At 69.3% G+C, this 24,667-nt stretch carries 18 protein-coding genes and 2 pseudogenes; 13 read left to right on the top strand and 7 right to left on the bottom strand.

Annotated elements, in window-relative coordinates; translation table 11 throughout:
- The first annotated feature begins 22 nt into the window (after positions 1-22).
- The 3 genes from ACIA6A_RS26060 to guaA all read left to right on the top strand — a co-directional run bounded on the left by ACIA6A_RS26060 (position 23) and on the right by guaA (position 5,131).
- Positions 23-1,783, top strand: coding sequence for a S8 family serine peptidase (locus ACIA6A_RS26060; protein ID WP_396100473.1), 1,761 nt, complete (start codon positions 23-25; stop codon positions 1,781-1,783).
- A 68-nt stretch (positions 1,784-1,851) separates the two neighbouring features.
- Positions 1,852-3,525: a S8 family serine peptidase gene (locus tag ACIA6A_RS26055; RefSeq protein ID WP_396100472.1), complete on the top strand. Its 1,674-nt coding sequence runs from the start codon at positions 1,852-1,854 to the stop codon at positions 3,523-3,525.
- A 52-nt stretch (positions 3,526-3,577) separates the two neighbouring features.
- Complete coding sequence (gene guaA, locus ACIA6A_RS26050; RefSeq protein WP_396100471.1) at positions 3,578-5,131, top strand: glutamine-hydrolyzing GMP synthase; 1,554 nt, start codon at positions 3,578-3,580, stop codon at positions 5,129-5,131.
- 102 nt (positions 5,132-5,233) lie between these two features.
- Here guaA and ACIA6A_RS26045 read toward each other — a convergent pair whose 3' ends face one another.
- Positions 5,234-6,037, bottom strand: a complete 804-nt coding sequence (locus ACIA6A_RS26045; protein WP_396100756.1) for a PspC domain-containing protein — start codon at positions 6,035-6,037, stop codon at positions 5,234-5,236.
- Between the two features lie 938 nt (positions 6,038-6,975).
- On the opposite strand from ACIA6A_RS26045, the gene ACIA6A_RS26040 reads away from it, so the two are divergent.
- From ACIA6A_RS26040 to ACIA6A_RS26030, 3 genes are all read left to right on the top strand, one after another.
- A complete protein-coding gene (locus tag ACIA6A_RS26040; RefSeq protein ID WP_396100470.1) occupies positions 6,976-7,923 on the top strand; it encodes an NUDIX hydrolase in 948 nt (315 codons plus the stop codon).
- Positions 7,924-7,947: 24 nt separating this feature from the next.
- On the top strand, positions 7,948-8,844 hold the full coding sequence (locus ACIA6A_RS26035; protein WP_396100469.1) for an NUDIX hydrolase: 897 nt from the start codon (positions 7,948-7,950) through the stop codon (positions 8,842-8,844).
- Positions 8,845-9,093: 249 nt separating this feature from the next.
- On the top strand, positions 9,094-10,086 hold the full coding sequence (locus ACIA6A_RS26030) for a CDP-alcohol phosphatidyltransferase family protein (RefSeq protein ID WP_396100468.1): 993 nt from the start codon (positions 9,094-9,096) through the stop codon (positions 10,084-10,086).
- A gap of 59 nt (positions 10,087-10,145) precedes the next feature.
- On the opposite strand, the gene ACIA6A_RS26025 is transcribed toward ACIA6A_RS26030, so the two are convergent.
- The 4 genes and pseudogenes from ACIA6A_RS26025 to ACIA6A_RS26010 all read right to left on the bottom strand — a co-directional run.
- Entirely contained in the window at positions 10,146-11,390 is a 1,245-nt protein-coding gene (locus tag ACIA6A_RS26025) for a phosphatidylserine decarboxylase (protein ID WP_396100467.1), read from the bottom strand.
- A gap of 83 nt (positions 11,391-11,473) precedes the next feature.
- Positions 11,474-11,830, bottom strand: a complete 357-nt coding sequence (locus tag ACIA6A_RS26020; RefSeq protein WP_396100466.1) for a hypothetical protein — start codon at positions 11,828-11,830, stop codon at positions 11,474-11,476.
- 828 nt (positions 11,831-12,658) lie between these two features.
- Positions 12,659-12,853, bottom strand: a pseudogene (locus tag ACIA6A_RS26015) (hypothetical protein); the annotation flags it as partial.
- A gap of 296 nt (positions 12,854-13,149) precedes the next feature.
- Positions 13,150-13,377, bottom strand: a pseudogene (locus ACIA6A_RS26010) (PspC domain-containing protein); the annotation flags it as partial.
- A gap of 163 nt (positions 13,378-13,540) precedes the next feature.
- On the opposite strand from ACIA6A_RS26010, the gene ACIA6A_RS26005 reads away from it, so the two are divergent.
- The 7 genes from ACIA6A_RS26005 to ACIA6A_RS25975 all read left to right on the top strand — a co-directional run bounded on the left by ACIA6A_RS26005 (position 13,541) and on the right by ACIA6A_RS25975 (position 21,391).
- Positions 13,541-14,806 carry a PspC domain-containing protein gene (locus tag ACIA6A_RS26005; protein WP_396100755.1) on the top strand — a complete coding sequence of 422 codons (1,266 nt, stop codon included), beginning with the start codon at positions 13,541-13,543 and terminating at the stop codon, positions 14,804-14,806.
- Complete coding sequence (locus tag ACIA6A_RS26000; RefSeq protein WP_396100465.1) at positions 14,803-15,456, top strand: response regulator; 654 nt, start codon at positions 14,803-14,805, stop codon at positions 15,454-15,456. The genes ACIA6A_RS26005 and ACIA6A_RS26000 overlap by 4 nt, the downstream gene beginning before the upstream one ends.
- A 270-nt stretch (positions 15,457-15,726) precedes the next feature.
- Positions 15,727-17,364: an ABC transporter substrate-binding protein gene (locus tag ACIA6A_RS25995; RefSeq protein ID WP_396100464.1), complete on the top strand. Its 1,638-nt coding sequence runs from the start codon at positions 15,727-15,729 to the stop codon at positions 17,362-17,364.
- Positions 17,365-17,493: 129 nt separating this feature from the next.
- Positions 17,494-18,420 carry an ABC transporter permease gene (locus ACIA6A_RS25990; protein WP_396100753.1) on the top strand — a complete coding sequence of 309 codons (927 nt, stop codon included), beginning with the start codon at positions 17,494-17,496 and terminating at the stop codon, positions 18,418-18,420.
- Positions 18,413-19,339 (top strand): ABC transporter permease, encoded by a 927-nt coding sequence (locus ACIA6A_RS25985; protein ID WP_396100462.1) that lies wholly within the window; start codon positions 18,413-18,415, stop codon positions 19,337-19,339. Before ACIA6A_RS25990 ends, ACIA6A_RS25985 begins: the two co-directional genes overlap by 8 nt.
- Positions 19,340-19,346: 7 nt before the next feature.
- Positions 19,347-20,378: an ABC transporter ATP-binding protein gene (locus ACIA6A_RS25980; RefSeq protein ID WP_396100461.1), complete on the top strand. Its 1,032-nt coding sequence runs from the start codon at positions 19,347-19,349 to the stop codon at positions 20,376-20,378.
- Positions 20,375-21,391: an ABC transporter ATP-binding protein gene (locus tag ACIA6A_RS25975; protein ID WP_396100460.1), complete on the top strand. Its 1,017-nt coding sequence runs from the start codon at positions 20,375-20,377 to the stop codon at positions 21,389-21,391. Before ACIA6A_RS25980 ends, ACIA6A_RS25975 begins: the two co-directional genes overlap by 4 nt.
- A gap of 788 nt (positions 21,392-22,179) precedes the next feature.
- Here the strand turns inward: ACIA6A_RS25975 and ACIA6A_RS25970 are convergent.
- Both ACIA6A_RS25970 and ACIA6A_RS25965 read right to left on the bottom strand, forming a co-directional pair.
- Positions 22,180-22,500 carry a chorismate mutase gene (locus tag ACIA6A_RS25970; protein WP_396100459.1) on the bottom strand — a complete coding sequence of 107 codons (321 nt, stop codon included), beginning with the start codon at positions 22,498-22,500 and terminating at the stop codon, positions 22,180-22,182.
- Positions 22,501-22,728: 228 nt separating this feature from the next.
- Positions 22,729-24,573: a bifunctional metallophosphatase/5'-nucleotidase gene (locus ACIA6A_RS25965; RefSeq protein ID WP_396100458.1), complete on the bottom strand. Its 1,845-nt coding sequence runs from the start codon at positions 24,571-24,573 to the stop codon at positions 22,729-22,731.
- Positions 24,574-24,667 lie beyond the last annotated feature (94 nt).

Raw genomic sequence — 24,667 nt, 5'->3', positions numbered from 1 at the left:
CGGATCCACGGGGAGGCAGGGCTTGAAGAAAAATATCGCACGACGGGCCGTCGTCGGCGCGTTGTCACTCGGCGTCATCGTGGCCTCGGCCGGGGTGTCGACCGGTGCGGTCGCCGCTGACACGACGGTCCGCCTGGTCATCGGTCTCAAGAACGGTGCCGACACCGCTACGCCGGTGGCGACGGCGTCCGCTCTGGGGGCCAGGGCCACCAATCTGATCGCGGTCGCCCAGGAGGCCCTGGCGCCGCTCGGTGCCCGGACCATCGAGGTGCCCGCGTCGCGCAAGTCGGCGGTGATGGCCGCGCTGCAGCGTGACCCCAGCGTCGCCTACGTCGAGCTGGACCACGTCAGCAAGGCTTTCGACTTGAAGCCGACCGACCCGGAGTACGTCGCCGGCAAGCAGCCCGAGGTCGACCGTGTGCGGCTGCCCACCGCGTGGGCGACGACGACCGGCAGTTCCGCGGTCAAGATCGCAGTGCTGGACACCGGCGTCAACGCCACCGGTGACCTCAGTGGTGCGGTGCTCAAGGGCTACAACTTCTGGGCCGATGTCACCGACACCAGCGACGACAACGGGCACGGCACCGCGGTGTCCTCGCTCGCCGCAGGCCGGGGCAACAACGGCAAGGGCCTCGCCGGCGGTTGCTGGAAGTGCGTGATCCTCCCGGTCAAGGTGCTCAACGCCGATGGCAAGGGCTACGACAGCGACATCGCCAAGGGTGTCGTGTGGGCGACGAACAACGGCGCGAAGATCATCAACATGTCCCTGGGCATGGACGCCTACAGCAAGCTGCTGGACGACGCGGTGGCCTACGCCAACGCCAAGGGCGTGCTGGTCGTCGCCGCCGCGGGCAACGCGGGCACCACCGTCAAGCAGTACCCGGCGGCCTACCGCGGCGTGGTCGCGGTCGGTGCGACGGCACGCAACTCGGACTCGCGGGTCAGCTTCTCCAGTTACAACAAGGCCGGCGACAACTGGGTCGACATCGCCGCCCCCGGTGAGGTCCTGGCCCAGCAGGCCAACGACCCGAAGTACACCCTGATCCACCGCGGCACGTCATTCGCGTCGCCGATGGTGGCCGGGGCGGCGGGCCTGATCAAGTCCTTCCACCCGGGCTACAACAACTGGTCGTTGTCCCGGGCGCTGCTCGTGTCCGGTCGCAAGATCAGCAACGACGGCTGGGCGACGCACGGCATGCTCGACGTCGGCAAGGCCATGACGATCAAGAGCGACAAGACGGCGCCGAGGATCGGCGCGGTCTCGGTCCGCAACGGCACCAAGGCGCGGGGCACGGTCGCGATCAACACCTCCGGTGTGACCGACGACTGGTCCGGGGTGAAGTACGTCGACCTCTACGTCGACAACAAGCTGACGGCGAAGGACACCACGGCGCCGTTCCAGTTCAATTACAACACCAAGAAGCGCAACAACAAGGTGACGTTCACGCTGCGGGCGTACGACTACGCCGGCCACGGTTCCAGTCTGGTCACCCGGTGGATCACCGCGGACAACAAGGCACCGTCCGTCACGATCACCAAGGCCCCGAAGAACAAGGCCAAGGTGAAGGGCACGGTGACGATCAAGGTCAGCGCGACCGACAAGAGCGGCGTCAAGAAGGTCGAGCTGCTCGTCAACGGCAAGGTCAAGGCGACCGACGTCAAGGCCGGCTACGTCCTGAAGTTCAAGGCGAAGAACCAGCCCAAGAAGATGAAGGTCCGGGTCCGCGTGTACGACAAGGTGGGCAACGTGACGTACACGAAGACGCTCAACTACACGCGTTGAGGCGTTAGCAACTCTTTCGCACCCGGTTCGGTCCGACTTTTCAGCCGGACCGGACCGAGTGTGGTCGCATGATTCTTCATGCGCTGACGGCCGGGTTCCTGCTCATCGGAAACCCGGCCGTCGCCGCACCACCATCGGAACAACCCGTCACCCTCGTCGTCGGGCTGCGCTCCGGCTCCGGCGTCTCCCTCGACCGCGTTCCGGTGCTCGACAGCGAGAACCAGCCCGGCAGCGCGATCACCGTCGAGGTCCCGGCGGGACAAGCGGCCAAGGCCGCCGACACGCTGAGAGCAGACCCGGCTGTCGCGTACGTGGAACCGGACCACGTGGCGACCATCAGCGCCGTCACGCCCGACGATCCCGGGTATTCCGGTCAGTGGGGCCTCAAGAAGACCGGGGTCACCACCGCGTGGGCGACCACCCGCGGTCGTAGCGACGTCACGATCGCCGTGGTCGACACCGGCGTCACCGCCATCCCGGACCTCGCCGGCCGCCTGCTGCCCGGCCACGACTTCGTCAACGACGACAGCAACGCCACCGACGACAACGGCCACGGCACGATGGCCGCCGGGGTGATCGCGGCCGCCGGCAACAACGGCACCGGCATCGCGGGCGTCTGCTGGTCCTGCCGGATCCTGCCGGTCAAGGTGCTCGACGCGAAGGGCTCCGGCAGCTACAGCGACATCGCCGAGGGCATCCGCTGGGCCGCCGACCGGGGCGCCGACATCATCAACCTGTCGCTCGGCGGCAACGACGACAGCCAGCTCCTGCGCGACGCGGTCGGTTACGCGAAAGGCAAGGGTGCCCTGGTCATCGCGGCCGCCGGCAACGCGGGCAGCCCGGCGCCGCACTACCCGGCCGCGATCACGTCGGTGCTCGCGGTCGGTGGCTCGACCGAGGGTGACGCGCGGTACCCGTGGTCCAACTACGGCAGCGGCTGGGTGGACATCGCCGCGCCCGGATGCAACCCGGCCCAGTCGATGAAGGGTGTCGTCGGCCAGTTCTGCGGCACGTCGTCCGCGACGCCGTTCGTCTCCGGGGTCGCCGCGCTGCTGGCCTCGACCACGCCGGCGCCCGACGCCACCGCCATCCGCGACGTGCTGACCTCGACCGCCGACAAGCTGACCGGCAAGTGGGTCGCGTCGTCGTCCGGCCGGGTCAACGCCGCCCGCGCGCTCACCCTCGAGAACTCTTTGGTGATCAAGAGCGACAAGGTGCCGCCGGTCACGTCGTTCGTGTCACCGGCGGCGTCGGCCCTGGTCCGCGGCACGGTCACGGTTTCCGCCCGCGCCGCCGACGACGTCGGTCTTGCCAAGGTCGAACTGCTCGTCAACGGCAAGGTGACCGCCGTCGACCGGAGTTCGCCGTACGCGTTCTCCTGGAACTCCACCGCGCTGCGCGGCGGGACGGTCACGCTCGGTCTGCGGGCCACCGACCGCGGCGGCAACGTGGCGATCACCACCCGCAAGGTGACCGTCGACAACTGGGCCCCGGCTGTCACGATCACCGGTGGGCCGTCGGGCCGCAAGACCCTGTCGGTCACCGCGACCGCCACCGACCGCAGCGGCATCAGCCGGATGGAACTTCTGCTCAACGGCAAGGTCGTGGCCGGCTACGCGGGATCGGCACGGCGCTTCTCGGTGCCGGCCGGCACATACGGCAAGATCGTTTCGGTACGGGTACGCGCGTACGACCGGGTGGGAAATGTCGCTTACACCCCGAACCGTACGTGGCGCCGGTGACCCTTCCCCCGGTCCCGTATCCGCCCCGGGCGCGCCGGTAGACTCGCTGCCCATGAGCACACCGCGCCCTGTTTTGGTCGTCGACTTCGGCGCCCAGTACGCCCAGCTGATCGCCCGCCGGGTCCGGGAGGCGCGGGTCTACTCCGAGATCGTCCCGCACTCGATGCCGGTCGCCGAGATGCTCGCCAAGAACCCGGCCGCGATCATCCTGTCCGGCGGACCGTCCAGTGTGTATGAACAGGGTGCGCCGGTCCTCGACGCCGGCCTGTTCGACAGCGACGTCCCGGTCTTCGGCATCTGCTACGGCTTCCAGGCCATGGCCCAGGCCCTCGGCGGCACGGTCGCGCACACCGGCTCCCGTGAGTACGGCCGGACCCTGCTCGCCCCGGCCGCCGCACCCGGCACGCTGCTCCGCGAGCTCCCCGCCGACCTGCCCGTCTGGATGTCGCACGGCGACTCCGTGTCCGAGGCCCCGGCCGGCTTCACGGTGACCGCTTCCTCCCCGGGAGCCCCCGTCGCCGCATTCGAGGACCTCACCACCCGCCGCGCCGGCGTCCAGTTCCACCCCGAGGTGGGGCACACGTCGCAGGGCCAGACGATGCTCGAACGCTTCCTGTACGACATCGCCGGCCTCGAACCCACCTGGACCTCGACCAACATCATCGAGGACCAGGTCGCGGCCATCCGCGCCCAGGTCGGCGACAAGCAGGTCATCTGCGGCCTCTCCGGCGGCGTCGACTCCGCGGTCGCGGCGGCCCTCGTCCACAAGGCCATCGGCGACCAGCTCACCTGCGTCTTCGTCGACCACGGCCTGCTGCGCGCGGGCGAGGCCGAACAGGTCGAGAAGGACTACGTCGCGTCCACCGGCATCCGCCTCAAGGTCGTCGACGCCGAGGACATCTTCCTCGGCCACCTCGCCGGGGTCACCGACCCCGAGCAGAAACGCAAGATCATCGGCCGCGAGTTCATCCGCACCTTCGAGTCGGCGGCCCGCGAACTCGACGCCGAACGCCACATCGAATTCCTCGTCCAGGGCACGCTGTACCCGGACGTGGTCGAATCCGGCGGCGGCACCGGCACGGCGAACATCAAGTCCCACCACAACGTCGGCGGCCTCCCCGACGACCTCCAGTTCGCCCTCATCGAACCGCTCCGCACGCTCTTCAAGGACGAGGTACGCGCCCTCGGCGCCGAACTCGGCCTCCCCGAGGAGATCGTCCAGCGCCACCCCTTCCCGGGCCCCGGCCTGGCCATCCGCATCATCGGAGCAGTCGACCGCGAACGCCTCGACATCCTCCGCGCGGCCGACCTCATCGCCCGCGAAGAACTCACCGCGGCCGGCCTCGACCGCGACGTCTGGCAGTTCCCGGTGGTCCTGCTCGCGGACGTCCGCAGCGTAGGGGTCCAGGGCGACGGCCGCACCTACGGCCACCCCGTCGTCCTGCGCCCGGTATCCAGCGAGGACGCCATGACCGCCGACTGGTCCCGCCTCCCGTACGACCTGGTCGCCCGCATCTCCACCCGCATCACCAACGAGGTCCGAGAGGTCAACCGGGTAGTCCTCGACGTGACCTCCAAGCCCCCGGGCACCATCGAGTGGGAGTGACCACGACCCCCTGAAGCCCACGGGCCGGGACCGGGACCACCATCCCGACCCCGGCCCGAGCCACCTCCCGCGACCGGCCCAGCCAGGCCATCCCGCTCTCCCTCACTTCCGCCCAGACCGATCGCCTTCGAGGCCGTCGGTCCCGGTCGCGCTGTCGACCGCTTCCGCGCCGGGCCGCCCGCCTTCGAGGCCGTCCGGCTTTGTTCGAGCGGCTAGCCCTGCGTCCGTTACTCCCGGGGCAGAGTTGTCAGCTGCCAAGCTCACGTCCTCAACCAGAGGAGCCTGCGCCGGGGCCTGCGCCGGGGCCGGCGCCTGGACCTGGGTCGGGGTCTGGATGGCCGGGGTCTGGGTGGCCGGGGTCTGGGCGGCTGAGGCCGCCTGGATCCATGCCGGGTGGATTGCGGGCTCAGTCGATGCTGCCGGAGCCGAGGCGGGAGCCGGAGCTGCGTGGGCCGGAGCCGGAGCCGCGTGGGCCGGGGCGGGAGCTGGAGTCGGAGCCGGAGCTGCGTGGGCCGGAGCCGGAGCCGGGGCGGGAGCCAGGTCTGGCTGGAAAATCGGCGCGGCCGGAGCCGTGGTCCAGCTCTGATCCGCTGCCGGTGGGAAAGTCGGTGCTGCCGGCGCGCTGCGATCCCAGGCCGGGTTTGCGGGGGCACCCCAGCCCGGATCCGAAGGAGAACGGTATGCCGGCGGCGGCGAGGCCTCATCCTCAGGAATCAGGAACCACATGACCGGATAGGCCAGCGCCGCCACGCCCCAGGTGACCGCCGTGAGGACGGCGAAGCCGACCCGCACCAGAACCGGATCAATCGTAAAATAGCGCCCGATAGAACTGCAAACCCCTGCGACGATCCGATCATCAACAGGGCGGCGAAGCTGCTTGTACGGAGCGACAGTCGGTGTACTCATGCCCCAAGCGTCGGCCTTTTCCATCGCCACGACCTCGGTGAATGCCCCGATGCCAACCCTGATTTCCGGCCCCTGACCTCGGCGCCGGGGAAGCCCGCACACCTGGCTGTTTCCCCGCCCCGACCCCTCACTGCGGTTGCGCGAAAGAACCCCGGCATGGTCCGTGCGGCGGCAGTCCATGTAGCCAGGCCGCGCCGCCCGCCCGGCCCCGCACCATCAGGTCTGTGCCATCCGATCCGGGCCCGCCTACGTTGCCCGGTCCGTCCGGTCCGCCCGTGCCGTCCGGTCCGCTCGTGCCGTCCGGTCCGCCCGTGCCGTCCGGTCCGCCCGTGCCACCCGCGCCATCCGGTCCGAGCTCTCCTGTGCCGTCCGGTCCGCCTGTGCCGTCCGGTCCAATACGCGTTGCTCCGGTCCGTTCGCGCCGTCCACGCCGCCGGGTTTGTCCACGCCGCCCGTCTGCGTTCCAGCCCACGCCGCCCGGGCCCACGCCGCCCGGGCCCACGCCGCTCGGGCCCACGCCGCTCGGGCCCACGCCGCTCGGGCCCACGCCGCTCGGGCCCACGCCGCTCGGGCCCACGCCGCTCGGGCCCGCACCGCCCGAGCCCGCACTGTCTGCGCGCCCGAGCCGCACCGTCTGCGCCCGCCCCTGCGCTGCCTGGACCGGTGTCCCCGCGCTGCCCGGGCCGGTGTCCCCGCGCTTGCTGTTCATGCTTGCCGGCCCCGTTCGCCGAACGGTCTGCGGGGGCCGGTGAGGTGTCCCGGCGGATGCGTCGGAGATCGGTGATCTTGCGCTGGTCTGTGGGGGTTGCTATCTGTTATGGGGTTGCTGCGCTCGGTGCGGAGAACCGCCCTGATCTGCGGTTACTGACGGCTATCGCCCTGTCAGGAATCTGACAGACGTTTCCTGGAGTTAACATAAACCGGGCAAGATGCCGCCCGTGACCCCCGCACTGGAACCGCTCCGCAGGATTGCGGCATATGCAGTCGCGACCGACCCCGACGGCCGCGTTCTCCTGGTTCGGGCCTCGACCCGTTCCGGGACCCCCGGCGTGTGGTCGTTGCCCGGTGGTGCCGTCGATCATGGCGAGGACCCGAACCATACTGTCGTCCGGGAGACGGCCGCTGAGACCGGCATGTCCGTCGCCGTGACCGGTTTGCGCGATGTTCTCGCTGACATGCGATCGCTGCCGCATCGTGGCGTCACGATCCACACTGACCGCCTGATCTACGAGGTGTCGATCCGGGGCGGCAACATTTTCGACCGGGTCGGGCAGCCGACCGATCTTGCCCGGTGGCACACCCTGGCGGAGGCCGAGAAGCTGCGGCTGCGGCCGTTCACCGCGGCTGCTCTCGGGCTCAGTGCCGCTTCCGCCGATCTTCGCCCGGAGGAGGCCCCGGATTTCCCGTCGTTCTATGCCTATCCCGGGCCGGACGGGCTGCACCGCTCGCAGCGCTTCGCCGCGTACGCGATCGCCACGGATCCCCATGATCGGCTGTTGCTGACCCGGATCGCTCCGGGGTATCCGGGGGAGGGCCGCTGGCATCTGCCCGGCGGTGGCACCGATTATGGCGAGCAGCCAGGTGCCGCGCTGATCCGGGAACTGGTCGAGGAGACCGGCCAGGAGGGGCGGCTCATCGAGTTGCTGGGCGTCGCCAGCCACCGCGACGCGGCCTCGCTGGGGCCGGAAGGCTATCCGATCGACTGGCACGGCGTGCGGGCCTTCTATCGGGTGGTGGTCGACGCGCCCACCGAGGTGATCGTCAAAGATGTGGGCGGTTCCACGTCCGACGCGTGCTGGATGGCGTTGACGGAGGTCGCCGCGTTGAGTGATGACCTACTCACCGAGGTGACCGCGGAAGCTCTGAAGGCTGCCAAGGTCCTCTGAGGAAAACCGGGCTAGCCTTCTGGGGTGAAGGTCAGACGGATCGGGGCATACGGGCTGTGCCGGGATGACGCCGGGCGGGTGTTGCTCGCCCGGAATTCGGTGCTGTCCGCTTTCACCGGTCTCTGGACTTTGCCCGGTGGCGGCGTCGAGCAGGGTGAGCACCCTGACGACACGATCGTGCGGGAATTCCAAGAAGAAACCGGCTTTCGCGTACGGGTGACCGCGCTGCAGTCCGTGACCGCCGACGTTTTCCGGCTGCCCCATACCGATATGTGGGAACACACCGATCGCATCATCTACGCTGTCGAGATCGTCGGCGGGGAGCTGCGCGCCGAGACCGACGGCACCACCGACCGGGTGGAGTGGGTGACTCCGGGTGACGTGGAGCTCATGCCGTTCACTGCGGGTGTGCTCGGGCTGCCCGTCACGGCCTCGGATGTGCCCGCCGATCCGGCCGAGCCGCCGGTGCGCACGAATCAGCGCTTCGGGGCGTACGGGATCGTCACCGACCCGGACGGCCGGGTCCTGCTCACCCGGATCGCCACCGGCTATCCCGGGGCCGGGTTGTGGCACCTGCCCGGCGGTGGCACCGATCATGGTGAGCTCCCGGAGGTCGCACTGGCCCGTGAGCTGCTCGAGGAGGCCGGCCAGCGGGGCCGGGTGACCGCCCTGCTGGGCACGTCACACCGTTACGATCCCGCGGCGCTCGGCCCTGAGGGCGTACCCGTCGACTGGCATGTGGTCCGGGTTCTGTTCCGGGTTTTCGTGGATCGGCCGACCGAACCGGTGGTGCTGGAGGAGGCCGGCGGATCTACGAGTGCGGCTGGATGGTTCGATCAGGTTACAGCGGGTAATCTACCGCTGACCGAGGTCGCCGCCGGTGCGTTGCGGCGGCTGGCGGCCGAAAGCGTTCATCGGTGATCGGCTTGCGAGGGCTCGGTTAGACTCATCACAGGGCCAGGCAGTGTGCGTGCCTCCTCGCCCGGCATGAGGGATGAAAAGTCCACAGCATGTGGTTGCACGTCATGGTCTCGCCAAGAGCGTCCGGCTGTGCGATTGTGTAACCCGCCTTAGTGACGGTCCGTAGACATGCGGGCGAATTTCGGGCAATGGGCAGCACCCCGCGACGGCCGAAGCCGGCGGGCATACGACCCCAAGATGGAGGAGCACGTGCCGAGAACCCCTTGGCGCCGGCGTCGTACGACGGATAGTCCCCGTCCCGCCGGACGTCGTTGGGCAGGCAGGCTGCGCCGCGGTGGAAGTCTCGCCCGGCAGGCATTGCTGGTGCGCGTGGGTCGGCGGTCCGCCGACTCCACCCCCGGCCGTGCCGCCACGGCCACCAAGGCCGAGGTCATCTACACCGGGACCGATCTGGTCCCGCTGGGCGGGCGTGGGCGCAAGCTCACGACGTCCGGGAGCCACGGCCCGGTCGCGATGGCCCAGCCGGTCGTGCTGGACGCGGTCGAGGACGACTCCGCGTCGTTGCTCCCCGGCGAGCACACGCTGCGCCGCCGGGTCAGCTTCGCGCTGGTCAACTCCTGCACCCTGGCCAGCCTCGCGCTCGGCCTGATGGCGATCTTCCTCGCGATGAACGGCGAGACCCGCTTCGCGGCCGGCTGCCTGGTGGCCTGCGTGGCGTTCGACGGCCTCGACGGGGTCCTGGCCCGGCGCCTCGGCGTCTCCAGCCCGTTCGGCGCCCAGATGGACTCGCTCGCGGACATGTGCTCCTTCGGCCTGGCCGCGCCGGTGGTCGTGTACGCCTCGCTGGTCTCCAGCGTGCCCACCGCGGCCGCCGCGGTGGCCTGTGTGCTCGTGGCGAGCTGCGCCGCCATCCGTCTCGCCCGCTTCAACGTGTCACCCAAGGACGGGAAGTTCTTCTCCGGGGTGCCGACCACCATGGCCGCCGCCGTGCTGGCCCTGACGGTCCTGATCGGGCTGCCGCTGCCGGGCATCGTGGTGCTCGGCGGGGTGTCGGTGCTGGCCTTCGCGATGGTGTCCAGCTTCCCGTACGCGAAGCTGGCCCGGATCGTGAAGCTGCCGCTGTGGTTCTGGCTGCTGCCGATCGTGGGTGTCCTGGTGGAGCCCCGGCTCACCTTCGTGCTGGTCGTCGCGACCTACCTGGTCAGCGGCCCGGTCATGTGGCTGAAGGACAAGCGCGCCTAGTCACGCGGACAGGAATGGCCGCCCGGGACCTCCCGGGCGGCCATTTTTCGGTCTGTCGCCTACTTCCAGCGGGCGATGATCGAGCTCGCGCCGATCACCTTGTCACCCACTGCGACGGCCGGGTCGGCCTTGTCCGCGGGGAGGTAGACGTCGGTGCGGGAGCCGAAACGGATCAGGCCGTACCGCTCGCCGCGGGCGAGCAGCGTGCCCACCGGGGCGCGCTGGACGATGCGGCGGGCGATCAGGCCGGTGCGCTGGACGACCCCGACCGTGCCGTGGTCGGTGTCGAGCACGGTGTAGGCCGCGACGTTGTGCTCGGCGGCGGCGGTCATGGCGTTGGCGTAGCCGCCGTCGACGATGAAGTAGTCGGTCACCCGGCCGGCGACCGGGACCCGGTTGACGTGGACGTCGAGGACCGACAGGAACACCGCGATCCGCAGGAACTCGCCCTCGCCGATCTTGGGGTCGGTCAGGCGCTCCACGGAGAGGACCTTGCCGTCGCTGGCGGCGACGACGGCGTTCGGGTCGGTGGGGACGTCGCGTTCCGGGTCGCGGAAGAACGCGGCCACCGGGAGGGCGGCCACCGCGGGGACGAGCCAGAGCTTCGACGTGGGGCGGGCCGCGCGGGCCACCGCGGCGAGGCCGAGGGCGATGCCGGCGGCGGCGACGCCGTTGGAGTCGATGTGCATGGTGCGGGTCAGCGGCACGCTGGACGGGCGGTAGGCCGGGGCCAGGGTGGCGGCCTTGGCCGTGGCGGCCTGGCTGAAACGCAGCCGGTGCACGCGCAGCGGCGGCTGGTTGCGGACCACGAGGTCGGAGCCGACGCCGAACAGCGCGCTCTGCCGGAACAGCTCGGCCGCGGCGCCGCCGGTGCGGCCGGGCACCGCCGGGGTGGACACCGCGACGACGGCGCCTTCCTTCTGGAGCTTGGTGAGGCTGTCCAGCACGGCCCGGGTCTCCTCGGCGGTGCCGGTCAGCGGCTCGCCCAGGATGACCACGTCGGCCGGCTCTGCCTCGTCGAGCGAGTCGACGATCGTGACCCGGTCGGCGATCCAGCTGCCGAGCCCCGCGATGTGGTCGCGGAGCAGGGAGGCGGTGCTGCGCTCGCCGGTGACCAGGGTGAGGCTGTCGCCGGGCAGGAGCGCCTCGACCGCGGCCTCGACCACCGCCGACGAGTGGTCGGCGCCGATCACCAGCGCCGAGGTCGCTTCGTTGTGCCGGGCGAACTCAGCGGTGAGCGTGCGGGCGGCGCGGGGGCCGACGCCGGTCACGGGAGCGGTGGACACGGTGGGAAACGGCGTCATGGGAAGAGCATATTGCCCCGGCCACCGGCCCCACCCGCAGGTGTGACCGGTGGCCGGGGCGGTTCCGCGCGGAAGCGGCGTCGTCACTCCTTGCGCTCGCTCTCCTGCTTACTCTCCGTTTGCAGGTCGGTGCGGTCCGCCGGGTTCTCCAGCAGTTCCCGGACGATGTCCGCGTGCACGTCCGGCGGCAGGTCCCCGGGGATCTCCGCCGGCACCTCCTGGACCGGTGCGCCCACGGTGGCCGGCACCTGGTCGCGTCGCCCGGACCGGATGGCGCCCATCAGACCGAGTGCGCCGAAGAAGATCAGAGCGCCGGCCACCAACCAGCCCAGCGCCGGCAGATGGACGTCGACGACCCGGCTCAGGGCCCACCAGAGGGCCACGGCCAGGAAGACCAGCCCGAAGCTCAGGGACAACCCGTCGGTGCGGTGCGGCTTCATCGGTTGACCTCCACGTTGCCCGCGTCCATCTCGATGGCCAGCCGCAGGGTGCCGCCGCCCTTGCCGTCGGCGCCCAGGTCGGTGATCTCCTGGGTGCCCAGTTCCCGGCCGTCGTGATCCTGGCCGAAGAGGTTCACCCGGCCGTCCGGCATGTCCACGGTGACCGAGGTGTCGACGGCGTCCGGGAGCAGCACCCGCACCTGGCCGAGCTTCATCGCGATCGTGACGCTCTGGTTCTGGCCCTCGAAGTCCAGCGCCCGCAGGTCCAGCGTCGCCTGCCCGAACGTGAAGTCGTACCGGTCGGCGACCGCGGCGATGGTCTGCGGCCGGTAGGAGCTGTTGGCCACCCGCCCGCCGAAGGTCTCGACGCTGGAGGAGACGCCCAGGCCGAGCGAGACCAGCACGGCGAGCACGATGAGACCCCGGGCCCGGCCGAACCAGGCGCCGACGATCAGGCCCACCGCGACCGTGGCCAGCGCGGCCGCGAAGTAGCCCGAGACAGGCACGCTCGCCCCGCCGGCATCGACGGCGGCCAGGATCCCCATCATGACCACGAGCCCGAAGAATGTGATCCGGCCGAGCTTGGAGCGCTCACGCGGCGGTTTCGGCGGCCGGGGCGCCACGGGCGGCGCCGGCGGGCTGAACGGTGGGGTGAACGGCGGCTGCGCGGCGCTCTGCGCCCACGGCCCGTGCGGCGCGAACGGCGGCCGGTAGTCCCCGGTCGGCGGCGCGAAACGCGGCGGCTGGGGCGGCGCGGGCATCACCGGTTCGCCGGCCGGTGCGGTGGCGGTCGCCGGACCGCCGGCGGCCGCGAACCCGACCGTCGGCTCACCCTCCGAGGGCTCGCCCGGGGCATACGCGGCCGGCGGAAACCCGGCGCCATCCGCAGGCCCGGCGCCATCCGCAGGCCCGGAAGCAGCAGTCCCGGCGGAGGCGGTCCCGGCAGCAGAAGGCGCGGACGGGGTAGGCCCGGCAGCAGAAGGCGCGGCGGAGGCAGGCCCGGCGGAGGGAGGCCCGGCGGAGGGAGGCCCGGCGTAGGGAGGCCCGGTGTAGGAAGGCCCGGCAGCCGGCGGCCCGGCGGGGGAGAAGGTCGGGAACCCGGCCGAGCCGGCGTTACGGCCGGCGCGCTTGCGGACGAGGGCCACCGCGATCAGCGCGGTCGCGACGAGCAACCCGGCCCGGAAGCCGTCGTTCACCACGAACGCGAACGTCACGATCGACGCGGCGCCGAGCAGCAGCACCGAGACCGGCGCCATGCCCGAGCGGCCCCGGCCGAGCAGAGACTCGAGCGGGGAGGCGGTGTCGCCCTCGGCGGGGATCAGCAGCCAGCCGAGCAGGTAGACGAGCACGCCCACGCCGCCGAAGAAACCGAGGACGGCGAGCACGACCCGCCAGAGCACCGGATCGGTGTTGGTGGCGCGGGCGATCGCACCACTGACCCCGGCGAGGTAGCGGCCCTGGCGGGGCCGGATCAGCAGCTCGCGGGACCATACGGGACCATCCGCCGGTGGGGGTGGCGGAGGCGGCGGGGCAGCTTCGTCGGTCATGACTTCGATACTGGCTGTTCCCGTACCCGATGTGCCTCCGGCTCCGACCCTGAGCCCACCCTGAGATCCGGGGGCCACGGCCTGGGGGTGTTTCCCCGTAGCCCGGGCGTGACAGACGTGTGACGATCGGAGCGAGTCTTTTCGCGAGCCCTGAGGAGCAGTGATCACCGCCGCCGCCGCACTTCCACCGACGCGCCGTCTCTATCGGCGACGTGATCACCGCGTCATCGCGGGAGTCGCGTCCGGGATCGCGCGCCATCTCGGCGTACCCGTCATGGCTGTGCGCATCGCCCTGGTCGTCCTCCTGGGTTTCAACGGCCTGGGTCTGCTGCTCTATGCGGTGTTCTGGGCGTTCCTGCCGCAACAGGTCCCGGACGGCGCCCCGCAACCCCGCCGGGATCTGGCCCTTTTGCTTCCCTTCGGAGCAATCGGCCTGGGTGTGGTCCTGCTGCAGGGTCTGCTCTTCGGCGGCAACGGGGTGACCGGCACCGCCGGCTGGCTGATCGCGCTGATCGCGGTCGGCGCCGGGGTGATCTGGCACCAGTCCGACCCGGCCCGGCGTGGGCACTGGGCGGATCAGGCCCCGCAGACCCCCTGGCTGGCCGCCGTGGTCGCCGAGAGTGACCGCCGGTCCTTCCTGTTCCGGTTCATCGGCGGGGGCGTCCTGGTCGCGGTGGGCGTGATCGGCGTGCTCGCCGTCTACGCCCCGGCCGGCAACCTCTCCACGGTGTTCAACGGGGTGATCTTCGCCCTGGTCGGCCTGCTCGGGGTCGGTGTGGTGGTGGCGCCGCTGCTCTGGCGCACGTTCAGCCAGCTGCGCAGCGAGCGTGAGGGGCGCATCCGGGAGCAGGAGCGGGCCGAGGTCGCGGCCATGATCCACGACCAGGTGCTGCACACGCTCGCGCTGATCCAGCGCAACTCGACGGACATCAAGGAGGTTCAGCGCCTCGCCCGTGGTCAGGAGCGCTCGCTGCGCAACTGGTTGTACAAGCCGGCCGCCTCGCCGACCGAGCGGTTCGGGGCGGCGCTGGAGGAGGCCGCGGCCGAGGTCGAGGACACGTACGCGATCTCGGTCGAGACGGTCATCGTTGGTGACACGCAGTGTGACGAGCGGGTCGCGGCACTCGTCGCGGCCGCCCGCGAGGCCTTGGTCAACGCGGCCCGGCACGCGGGCGTGCAGACCGTCTCGCTGTACGCCGAGGTCGAGGACGCCGAGCTCAGCGTGTTCGTCCGGGACCGGGGTGCGGGCTTCGACCCGGAAACGGTGGAAGATACCCGGCACGGGGTCCGGGGGTCGATCATCGGGCGGATGCGGCGGCACGGTGGCAAGGCCGTGATCCGCAGCGCGCCGGGGGACGGCACCGAGGTACGCCTGACGCTGCCCGCTTCGCGCGAGAGCGTCTCCGCAACGAAGGAGAACGCACGATGACCGACCAGCAGCCCCGCCTCACCGTCTTCCTCGTCGACGACCACGCGATGTTCCGCGCCGGGGTCCGGGCCGAGCTCGGTGCGCACGTCGATGTCGTGGGGGAGGCCGGTTCGGTCGCCGAGGCCGTCGCCCGGATCTCCGCGCTGACCCCGGACGTGGTGCTGCTCGACGTGCACATGCCCGACGGCGGGGGCCGGGCCGTGCTGGACGCGATGCGGCGTACCCATCCGCAGGTGAAGTTCCTGGCCCTGTCGGTCTCCGATGCCGCCGAGGACGTGATCGGCCTGATCCGGGCCGGTGCCCGCGGTTACGTCACCAAGACCATCTCCCCGGACGAGCTGGCCGCGGCCATCCGCCGGGTGGCCGACGGCGACGCGGTCTTCAGCCCGCGGCTGGCCGGCTTCGTGCTCGACGCGTTCGCCGCCCGCCCCGACGTGCCGGTCGCGGACCCCGAGCTCGACCAGCTCACCAACCGCGAGCGCGAGGTGCTGCGGTTGCTGGCCCGCGGGTACGCCTACAAGGAGATCGCCAAGGAACTCTTCATCTCCATCAAGACGGTCGAGACGCACGTGTCGAACGTGCTCCGGAAGCTCCAGATGAGCAACCGTTACGAGCTGTCCCGGTGGGCCGCCGACCGCCGTCTCGTGTGATCGGCATCAAACGTACGCCCGGCCATTTTTAGCCCCCTGAGGGTTAAAGCGGACATGGGTGTTGATGAAAGTTACCAGCTTGTTGCGCCTTTGGTATAACTCCTGGTCAGAGCGTTGCAGTTGACCGAAAGTACGATCTCCCGAAAGCGCCGGGGGAGTCTCGGCCTAATATCGGGTTGATAACGGCACCGTTCGGGGCTAGAGGGTCTGTGCGAGGGTTGCTCCTACTCACACAACCCCTCGTGAGCGCCCTCTGAAGGAGACACTCCCATGTTTGGGAATCGCCCATGGAAGGTGGCGGTCGGAGCGACCGCCATCGCCTTGTTGGCCGCCGGTTGTTCTGGCGGAGGCTCGGATGAAGACGACGCCAACACGAACAGCGTCGTCATCGGTATCGGTGAGCCTCAGCACCTCATCCCGACCAACGCCACGGAGACCAGCGGCGCGCAGGTTCTCGCCGCGCTGTTCTACCCGCTGGTCGACTTCGATGACCAGAACAAGCCTGTCGAGGTGGCGGCCGAGTCGATCACCTCGGACGACAACAAGGCCTGGACCGTCAAGCTGAAGCCCGGCTTCACGTTCAGCAACGGTGAAGCCGTTACCGCCGACAGCTACATCAACGCCTGGAACTATGGCGCGTACGGCCCGAACGGTCAGGGTGCGTCGTACTTCTTCGAGCGCATCGAGGGCTACGCCGACCTGCAGTCCGAGGACCCGGACGGCGAGGACGGCCCGCAGAAGGCTCCCGAGCCCAAGGCCAAGACGCTGACCGGCCTCAAGAAGGTCGACGACACCACCTTCACGGTGGCCCTGACGGCGCCGTTCGCCGGCTGGGAGTCCGTCATGGGCTACAGCGCGTTCTACCCGCTGCCCGCGGCCGCGTTCTCCGCCCCCGGCGTCATCGCCGACGGCTTCGAGGACACGATCATCGGTAACGGCCCCTTCAAGATCAAGGGCTCGTGGCAGCACGACTCGCAGATCGAGGTCGAGAAGGTCGACGGCTTCAAGGGCACCGTCCCGAAGATCGACGGCATCAACTTCAAGATCTACCAGGACCAGAAGGCGGAGTACGCCGACCTCACCGCCGGCAACGTGGACGTCCAGACCACGATTCCGATCGAGAGCCTCGCCGCCGCTCCTGGCGACCTGGGCGACCGCTTCCAGAAGTCCCCGAGCTCGTCCTTCCAGTTCGTCGGCTTCCCGACGTTCCAGGAGGAGTTCAAGAACGTCGAGATCCGTAAGGCCCTCTCCATGGCGATCAACCGCCAGGAGATGACCGACCAGATCTTCCTCGGTTCGCAGGAGCCCGCCACGGGCTTCGTCTCCCCGGCCGTCGCGGGTTACCGCGCCGACATCTGTGGCGAGAACTGCACCTACAACGCCGCCAAGGCGAAGGAACTGTGGGACGCCAACAACGGTCCCAAGAAGATCCAGATCACGTACAACGCCGACGGTGGCCACAAGGCCTGGGTCGACGCCATGTGCAACCAGGTCAAGCAGTCCCTCCCGGGCGTTGACTGTGTCGGTACCCCGGAGCCCAAGTTCGCCGACCTGCTCACCAAGGTCGAGAAGAAGGAGCCGGTCGGCCTCATCCGCCTCGGCTGGGTCATGGACTACCCGCTCATGGAGAACTACCTCGGCCCGCTGTACAGCACCGGTGGTTCCTCGAACTACTACGGCTACAGCAACAAGGCGTTCGACGCCCTGGTCGCCGAGGGTTCGGCCGCGGACACGACCGACGCCGCCATCGCCAAGTGGCAGGCAGCCGAGGACATCCTCGTCAAGGACATGCCGGTCATCCCCCTGCGGTTCGGCCAGAACGTCTACGGCTTCTCCGAGAAGGTCAAGAACGTGAAGGTGGACACCCAGACGCGGGTCGACATCTACAACATCGAAACCGCCAGCTGATTTAGCCGCTAGTACGGTGGTGGCGTTACGGGGCCCTGTGCAACCGTGGCGCCACCATTGTGTTCCCCCTTCTCAGCCGCCGGCCCACGACGCTCGGCGGCGCATCTTCCGCGGAAGAGGCTTATCCGTATGTTCCGCTATATCGTGCGGCGCCTACTGCAGATGGTCCTGACGTTCTTCGGGGCCACCTTTCTCGTGTACGCGCTGACGTTCGCCAACCAGGACGACCCCATCCAGGCTTTGGCGGGCGAACGACCCATCACAGAGAGCGTTCGTCAAGCGTTGACAGAGCGCTACCACCTCGACGAACCGTTCCTGGTCCAGTACTGGTATTACATGAAGGGTCTGCTGACCGGTGACTTCGGTACGTCACTGACCGGTCGCAAGATCTCGGACATGATGACCGCGGCCTGGCCCGTGACGATCCAGCTGGCGCTCATCGCCATCGTGATCGCCGCCACGCTCGCGGTCACCGCGGGTGTCGTCTCCGGCATCCGCCGCGGCAGCATCTTCGACAACGTCACACTGGTGATCACGCTGATCATCCTGTCGCTGCCGATCGTCGTGCTCGCCCCGCTGACCCAGCTGATCTTCGGTATCAAACTCGGATGGTTCCCGCCGACAACCGGCGCTCATCCATCGTTCTGGGCCTTGCTGATGCCCGCACTGGTCCTGGGAAGCCTGGCTGTCGCCACCGAGCTCCGGGTCACCCGGTCCTCGGTAGCTGAGAACCTGCGCTCCGACTACGTTCGCACAGCCAAGGCGAAAGGTCTGTCCCGCAAGCGGGTGATCGGTGTGCACGTGCTGCGCAACTCGCTCATCCCCGTCGTGACCCTCATCGGTCTCGACATCGGCTCCCTCATGTCGGGTGCCATCGTCACGGAGCAGGTCTTCAATGTGCCGGGTGTAGGTTTCAACCTCTTCCGCGGTATCAGAACTGAAGACGGCCCGTTGGTGGTCGGTTTCGTCAGCATCCTGGTGATCGTCTTCCTGGTCGTGAACCTTCTGGTCGACCTGCTGTACGCCGCCCTCGACCCGAGGATTCGTTATGAGTGAGTCACTGACGGCCGCCACCGGCCCCTCCGGCGCCCCTCCGATGGAGCCGAAGCACGCGAACAAGCGCGACAAGCCGCGCAGCCTCGCCGGCGACGCCTGGGTGGACCTGCGCCGCAACAAGATCTTCTGGGTCGCGGCCGTCCTGGTCGTGGTCATCGTGACAATGGCGCTGTTCCCGACGCTGTTCACCTCGGCGGACCCGCGATACTGCGTTCTCTCCCGGCAGCACGGCTCCGGCGGCGTCTTCGGCTACGACTTCCAGGGCTGCGACGTCTACGCCCGGACGATCTACGGCGCCCGCGCCTCGATCGAGGTCGGCGTGCTGGCGACGCTGCTGTCCGGCGTGATCGGCCTGCTGTTCGGCCTGGCCACCGGCTACTTCGGCGGCTGGGTCGACGCGGTGCTGTCGCGTTTCATCGACATCATCCTCGGCATCCCGTTCCTGCTCGCCGCGATCGTGCTGGCGAAGCGCTTCTCGGCCGACCCCACCAGCAACGGTGTGGTCGCGGTGACGGTCACACTGGGCATCCTCGGCTGGACCACGGCGGCCCGCATCATGCGGTCCGCGGTGATCTCTGCCAAGAACCAGGACTACGTCGCGGCGGCCCGGATGCTCGGTGCCGGCCCGGGACGGCTGATGTGGCGTCACATCGTGCCGAACTCGATCGCGTCGTTCATCGTCGTGCTGACGATCCTGCTGGGCGCGAACATCGCCAGCGAGGCGACGCTGTCGTTCCTCGGCATCGGTCTCAAGGGCGACGCCATCTCGTGGGGTCTGGCGATCTCCGAGGCGGGGTCGTACGTTCGGGTGGCTCCTGGTCCGCTGATCTGGCCCTCGATCTTTCTGGCCCTCACGGTCCTGGCCTTCATCATGCTCGGCGACGCTGTTCGCGACGCCTTCGACCCGAAGCTGCGGTGATCCCGACATGACCGATATCAAGGCGGACATCGACGTCCTTCCCGGACTCAACCCGCACGCCCCGCTGCTCGAGGTCACCGACCTGCACGTCGAGTTCCGCACCCAGTACGGCGTCGCGCGCGCCGTCAACGGCGCGAACTTCTCGCTGGCGCCCGGGGAGACCCTGGCGATCCTCGGCGAGTCGGGCTGCGGCAAGTCCGTGACCGCTCAGGCGATCATGGGCATCCTCGACTCCCCTCCCGGCTTCATCACGAAGGGCGCCGTCAAGTACCGCGGCGTCGACCTGCTGAAGCTCCCGGAGAACCAGCGCCGCAAGGTGCGGGCCAACCAGATCGCGATGATCTTCCAGGACGCCCTCTCGGCCCTGAACCCGGTCTTCACGATCGGTTACCAGCTCGCCGAGCTGTTCCGGGTGCACCGGGGCATGTCCCGCGCCGACGCCAAGAAGCGCTCGATCGAGCTGCTCGACATGGTCAAGATCCCGGGTGCCAAGACCCGGTTCGGTGACTACCCGCACCAGTTCTCCGGCGGTATGCGCCAGCGCGTCATGATCGCGATGGCGCTGGCGCTCGACCCCGAGGTGCTGATCGCCGACGAGCCCACCACCGCTCTCGACGTGACCGTGCAGGCGCAGATCATGGGCCTGCTCGCCGAGCTGCAGCAAGAGCGCAACATGGGCCTCATCCTCATCACCCACGACATGGGTGTCGTCGCGGACGTGGCGGACCGGATCTCCGTCATGTACGCGGGCAAGGTCGTCGAGGAAGCCGGCGTCTACGACATCTACGCGCGCCCGGCACACCCGTACGCGAAGGCCCTGCTCGAGTCCATCCCGCGACTCGACATGAAGGGTCAGGAACTCAGCGTCATCCGCGGCCTGCCGCCGGCGCTGACCGCAATCCCGCAGGGCTGCGCGTTCAACCCGCGCTGCGCCTACGCCCAGGACGTGTGCCGTCAGGACCCGGCCCCGCCGCCGTACACCGTCGCGCCGGGCCGTACGTCCCGGTGCCACTTCTGGAGGGACGTGGTCGGCGAATGAGCGACCGCAACGATGTAGTTCTCGAGACCCGGGGACTCAAGAAGCACTTCCCGATCACGCAGGGCATCGTCTTCCAGAGCAAGGTCGGCGCCGTGCAGGCGGTCGACGGCGTGGACCTCCAGCTGCGCCGGGGCGAGACCCTCGGCGTCGTCGGTGAGTCCGGCTGTGGCAAGTCGACCCTGGCCAAGCTGCTCGTCGGCCTGGAGACACCCACCGCGGGCTCGATCAACGTCCGCGGCCAGGACATGACGAAGCTCAAGGGCAACGCGATGCGCCGGGCCCGCCGCAACATCCAGATGGTGCTGCAGGACCCGTACACCTCGCTCAACCCGCGGATGACGGTCGGCGACATCATCGGTGAGCCGTTCGAGATCCACCCCGAGGTCGTCCCGCGCAAGGGCCGCACCAAGGCGGTCCAGGAACTCCTCGACACGGTCGGCCTCAACCCCGACCACGTCAACCGTTACCCGCACCAGTTCTCCGGCGGCCAGCGCCAGCGCATCGGCATCGCCCGCGCGCTCGCGCTCAAGCCGGAGATCATCGTCTGCGACGAGCCGGTCTCCGCGCTCGACGTGTCGATCCAGGCCCAGGTCATCAACCTCCTGGAAGGCCTGCAGCGCGAGTTCGGCCTCTCGTACATCTTCATCGCCCACGACCTCTCCGTCGTGCGCCACATCGCCGACCGGGTAGCCGTCATGTACCTCGGCCGGGTCGTGGAGATCGGCGACGACGAGCAGATCTACGAGAACCCCACCCACCCGTACACCCAGGCCCTGCTGTCGGCCGTCCCCGTGCCGGACCCCCGGCTGCGCGGCCACCGCGACCAGATCGTTCTCGAGGGCGACGTCCCGTCGCCGGCCAACCCGCCCTCGGGTTGCCGCTTCCGCACCCGCTGCTGGAAGGCTCAGGACATCTGCACCCAGCAGGACCCGGTCCTCTCGATCCGCGAGCGCTCGGCCCACCCGAGCGCCTGCCACTTCGCTGAGCCGCGGGACGTCGTGCACGCGCACTGAAGTTTTCTTGGGAACGGGGTCCGCCGATCTTCGGCGGGCCCCTTTCGCTTTATCCCAGAGCAAAATCCGCGACTCTGGTACGTGGTCCCGGGCCGGCACAACCTCCAGAGCCGGCCTGCCGCCACTCGTGTTCTTCAGCGAGCGCGCTCAGACTCGTGGAACCAGGTCGGATCACCACCGGTCGTGCCAGAGCCGGAGCCGGAGCCCGGCTCGACCGATATGAGCCAGCCGCTGGCGACGCCACGACCCTGGACTTGATGCGATCAGATCAGGAAGCGGCAGCTGAGCAAACGACGTCACGAAGCCACGGCATCCGCTGCCAGAGGATCCCGGCCGAGGCCCGTTCTGGCCGCTGGCATCGCCCGTCTGCCGCGCGCTCGACCAGGCGCCAGCTGGTCGCCGGCCCGGCCCGCGCCGAGTTGGTCGCCGGCCCGGCCCGCGACGCCAGCTGTCGGCAGGTTCGCGGACGGCGGTGCCGGCGCGCCGCTCAGGCTGGCGTCGGCTGTCGAGGCATCAGACGGTGGCTGTCAAGACATTTGCGGCTCTTGTGGCGATTTGCGGCTCAAGCATCGGGACCGGGAGCAGCGAGGTGCGCCGCGCGCCACACCCACGAAGGCCGGCCTGCTGGAACCGGTGGACCGGGAAGGACCGTAGCGCGGCAGCGGTGATCGCCCACCGCAATGGTGACCGACCAGCCCGGCCCGGCAATCACGCCGCCGGTGACCACCATCAGAATCCGGCGGCAAGCTCGCCCGTCCCAGCGTGAGAGAGCCCCAGCGTGAGAGAGATCAGAGAGGCCCGCGCCCGGACCGCAGGAGGAGAAGGGCGACCTGAGTGCCGTCGGGACCGAGCGCTTCCCGGAACCGTTCGACGATCTCCCGCTCGCGGGAGAGGACCAGCCGGGTGCCACCCGACGCCATCCGGGTCCGGCCGACCTCCTGGGAGAGGCGGGAGCGTTCCAGCCACAGGTCGATCAGCGTCTGGTCGATCTCGTCGATCCGTTCCCGGATCGCTTTGATCTCGTCGGCGGCTAGTTTTCCGCCCGCGCCGGTGCGCTGGTCGAGGGGAGTGGCTTCCTGGTTGTTCTGGTTGATCAGGTCAGCGCTCATGTCGTGCTCCTCGGGTGCTGGTGCCCCGGTCGGCCCGGCCCGGGCAGCATAAAGCCCCGGGCTGGGAAGCCCGGGGCTCGATGGTGGCCTGTCGTTCAGGCGCGATCCACGGTCGCCGGACTTCCGGTGCCGTAGCCATAAAATCGCGCGCCCTGAATCACGAAGCGAGTATGCCCCCGGCCCGGGCGGCCCCGCAAGGAAACCGCCCGAACCGTGGGATACAGGTTTTCAGCCGAGCTTGGTGATCCGGTTGGCCGGGCCGGGGGCGATCGGGGCGCCGGCGCCGAGGTGGGCGATGAGGGCGTCGACGTCGAAGCCCGGGGCGGTGGTGCGGCCGGTGCCGAGGGTGAGGTTGGTGAAGCCGTCGCCGCCGTTGGCCAGGAAGTCGTTGGTCGTGACCTGGTAGTTGGCGGCCGGGTCGATCGGGGTGCCGTTGAGGGCCAGGCCGGTGACCTTGGCGCCGGCCGGGGCGGTGCTGGTCCAGGAGTAGGTGAGGCCGGCTGACACCTGGAGGATGCGCTGGGTGGTCTGCCCGCCGAAGCCGACGAACTGCTGTTCCAGCACATTCTTGATCTGGGCGCCGGTGAATGTCTGGGTCACGACGAGGTTGTTGAACGGCTGGACGGTGAACGCCTCGCCGTACGTGACCTGGCCGGTCGCCTCGCCACCGGCGGATGCCTCGGCGTCGAAGTCGGCTCGGATGCCGCCCGGGTTCATGAAGGCGATCTGCGCCTGGGTGTAGGCGAGCTGGGCGTCGGCGATGACGTCACCGAGCGGGGACTCGCCGTTGGGGCCGGCGGTTCGCACGATGTCGCCCGTGATGGCGCCGACGACCTTGTTGGCGATCGGCGCTACCGCCGTACGATATTTGTCGGCGACCTTTTTGGCTTTGGCGTCGACCGTGGCGGGGTTTTTGAGGAAGACGCCGGCCGCGTCCTTGAGCCAGCCGCCGTTGCCGTCGGGGACACCGTTCTCGACCACCACGTTCTTGGCCGTGATGGTGGCGAACTTCCCGGTGCGGCGGTCGATGCTGTAATCGATGTCGGTGATGAGCTGGCCGACGGTGCCGGCGCTGGTGACCACCGAGGTGCTCTTGGTGTTGGGCAGCGTGCACGAGTAGAAGCGGTGCGTGTGCCCGGAGACCACGACGCCGAATTCGGGGTTGAGGCCCTTGACGATGTCGACGAGCGGGCCGCTGAAGTTGTTGCAGTCCGAGACGCCGGGGACCGGGACGGTGTCCGAGACGTTCTGCTGGCCGCCCTGGTGCACGAGCAGCACCTGCGCCTTCACGCCGAACAGTTTGAGGATGTTGCCCCATTTGTTGGCGGTCTCGACCTCGTTGGCGAAGCGCACGTTCTTGATGCCGGCCGGGTTGACGATGCCGGCGGTGCCTTCGAGCGTCAGACCGACAAATCCGATGGGTACGCCGTCCACGTACCTGATCTCGATGGGCGGCAGGATCGGCAGGCCGGTCTTCTTGTCGATGGTGTTTGCGGCGAGGTAGGTGAATTTTGCGCCGCGGAATCCGTCGCCGTCCTGGCAGCCGTCGGTGGGGTGGCAGCCGCCGCGCTGGAGGCGGATGAGTTCGTCGACGCCCTCGTCGAACTCGTGGTTGCCGACCGACGAGATCTGCAGGCCGACCTCGTTCATCAGCTCGATCGTCGGCTCGTCGTGGAACGCGGCGCTGACCAGCGGGGTCGCGCCGATGAGGTCGCCGGCGCCGACGGTGAGCGTCTTGCGGCCCTCCTTGGCGGCCTCCGCGCGCAGTTTCTTGAGGTAGGTGGCGAGATATTCGACACCACCCGCGGGCACGCCGTTGACCACGGCACCGGAGCCGGCGGGCGGGTCGATGGCACCGTGGAAGTCGTTGTAGCTGAGGAACTGGCCCTTGACGGTCGGCCCGCCGGGGAGTCCGTGACTCACACTGGCGGGTGACATGCCGGGCTGGAACTCCGGAGCGGCTTGTGCCTGCTCGGGGCGGCTCAACGGCAGGGTGGCGACGACAGCCACGGCGAGCGCGGGTGCGGCGAGGTGACGCAGCACAGCCCACCGGCTGCGGCGAGGGTGGTCCATAGTATTCGGTCTCCCGATCGGGTCACGGATCAACCAACCCCGACAGCCTGGTTCATCGATCCTGGTCAGCGCTACCTCTGGTGGATGACAGGTT

It is taken from the genome of Actinoplanes sp. NPDC051494, assembly GCF_044454705.1.
Classification (GTDB): Bacteria; Actinomycetota; Actinomycetes; order Mycobacteriales; family Micromonosporaceae; genus Actinoplanes.
Note: the sequence above shows the minus strand (reverse complement) of the source record. Positions and strands in the feature narration are given on the sequence as shown.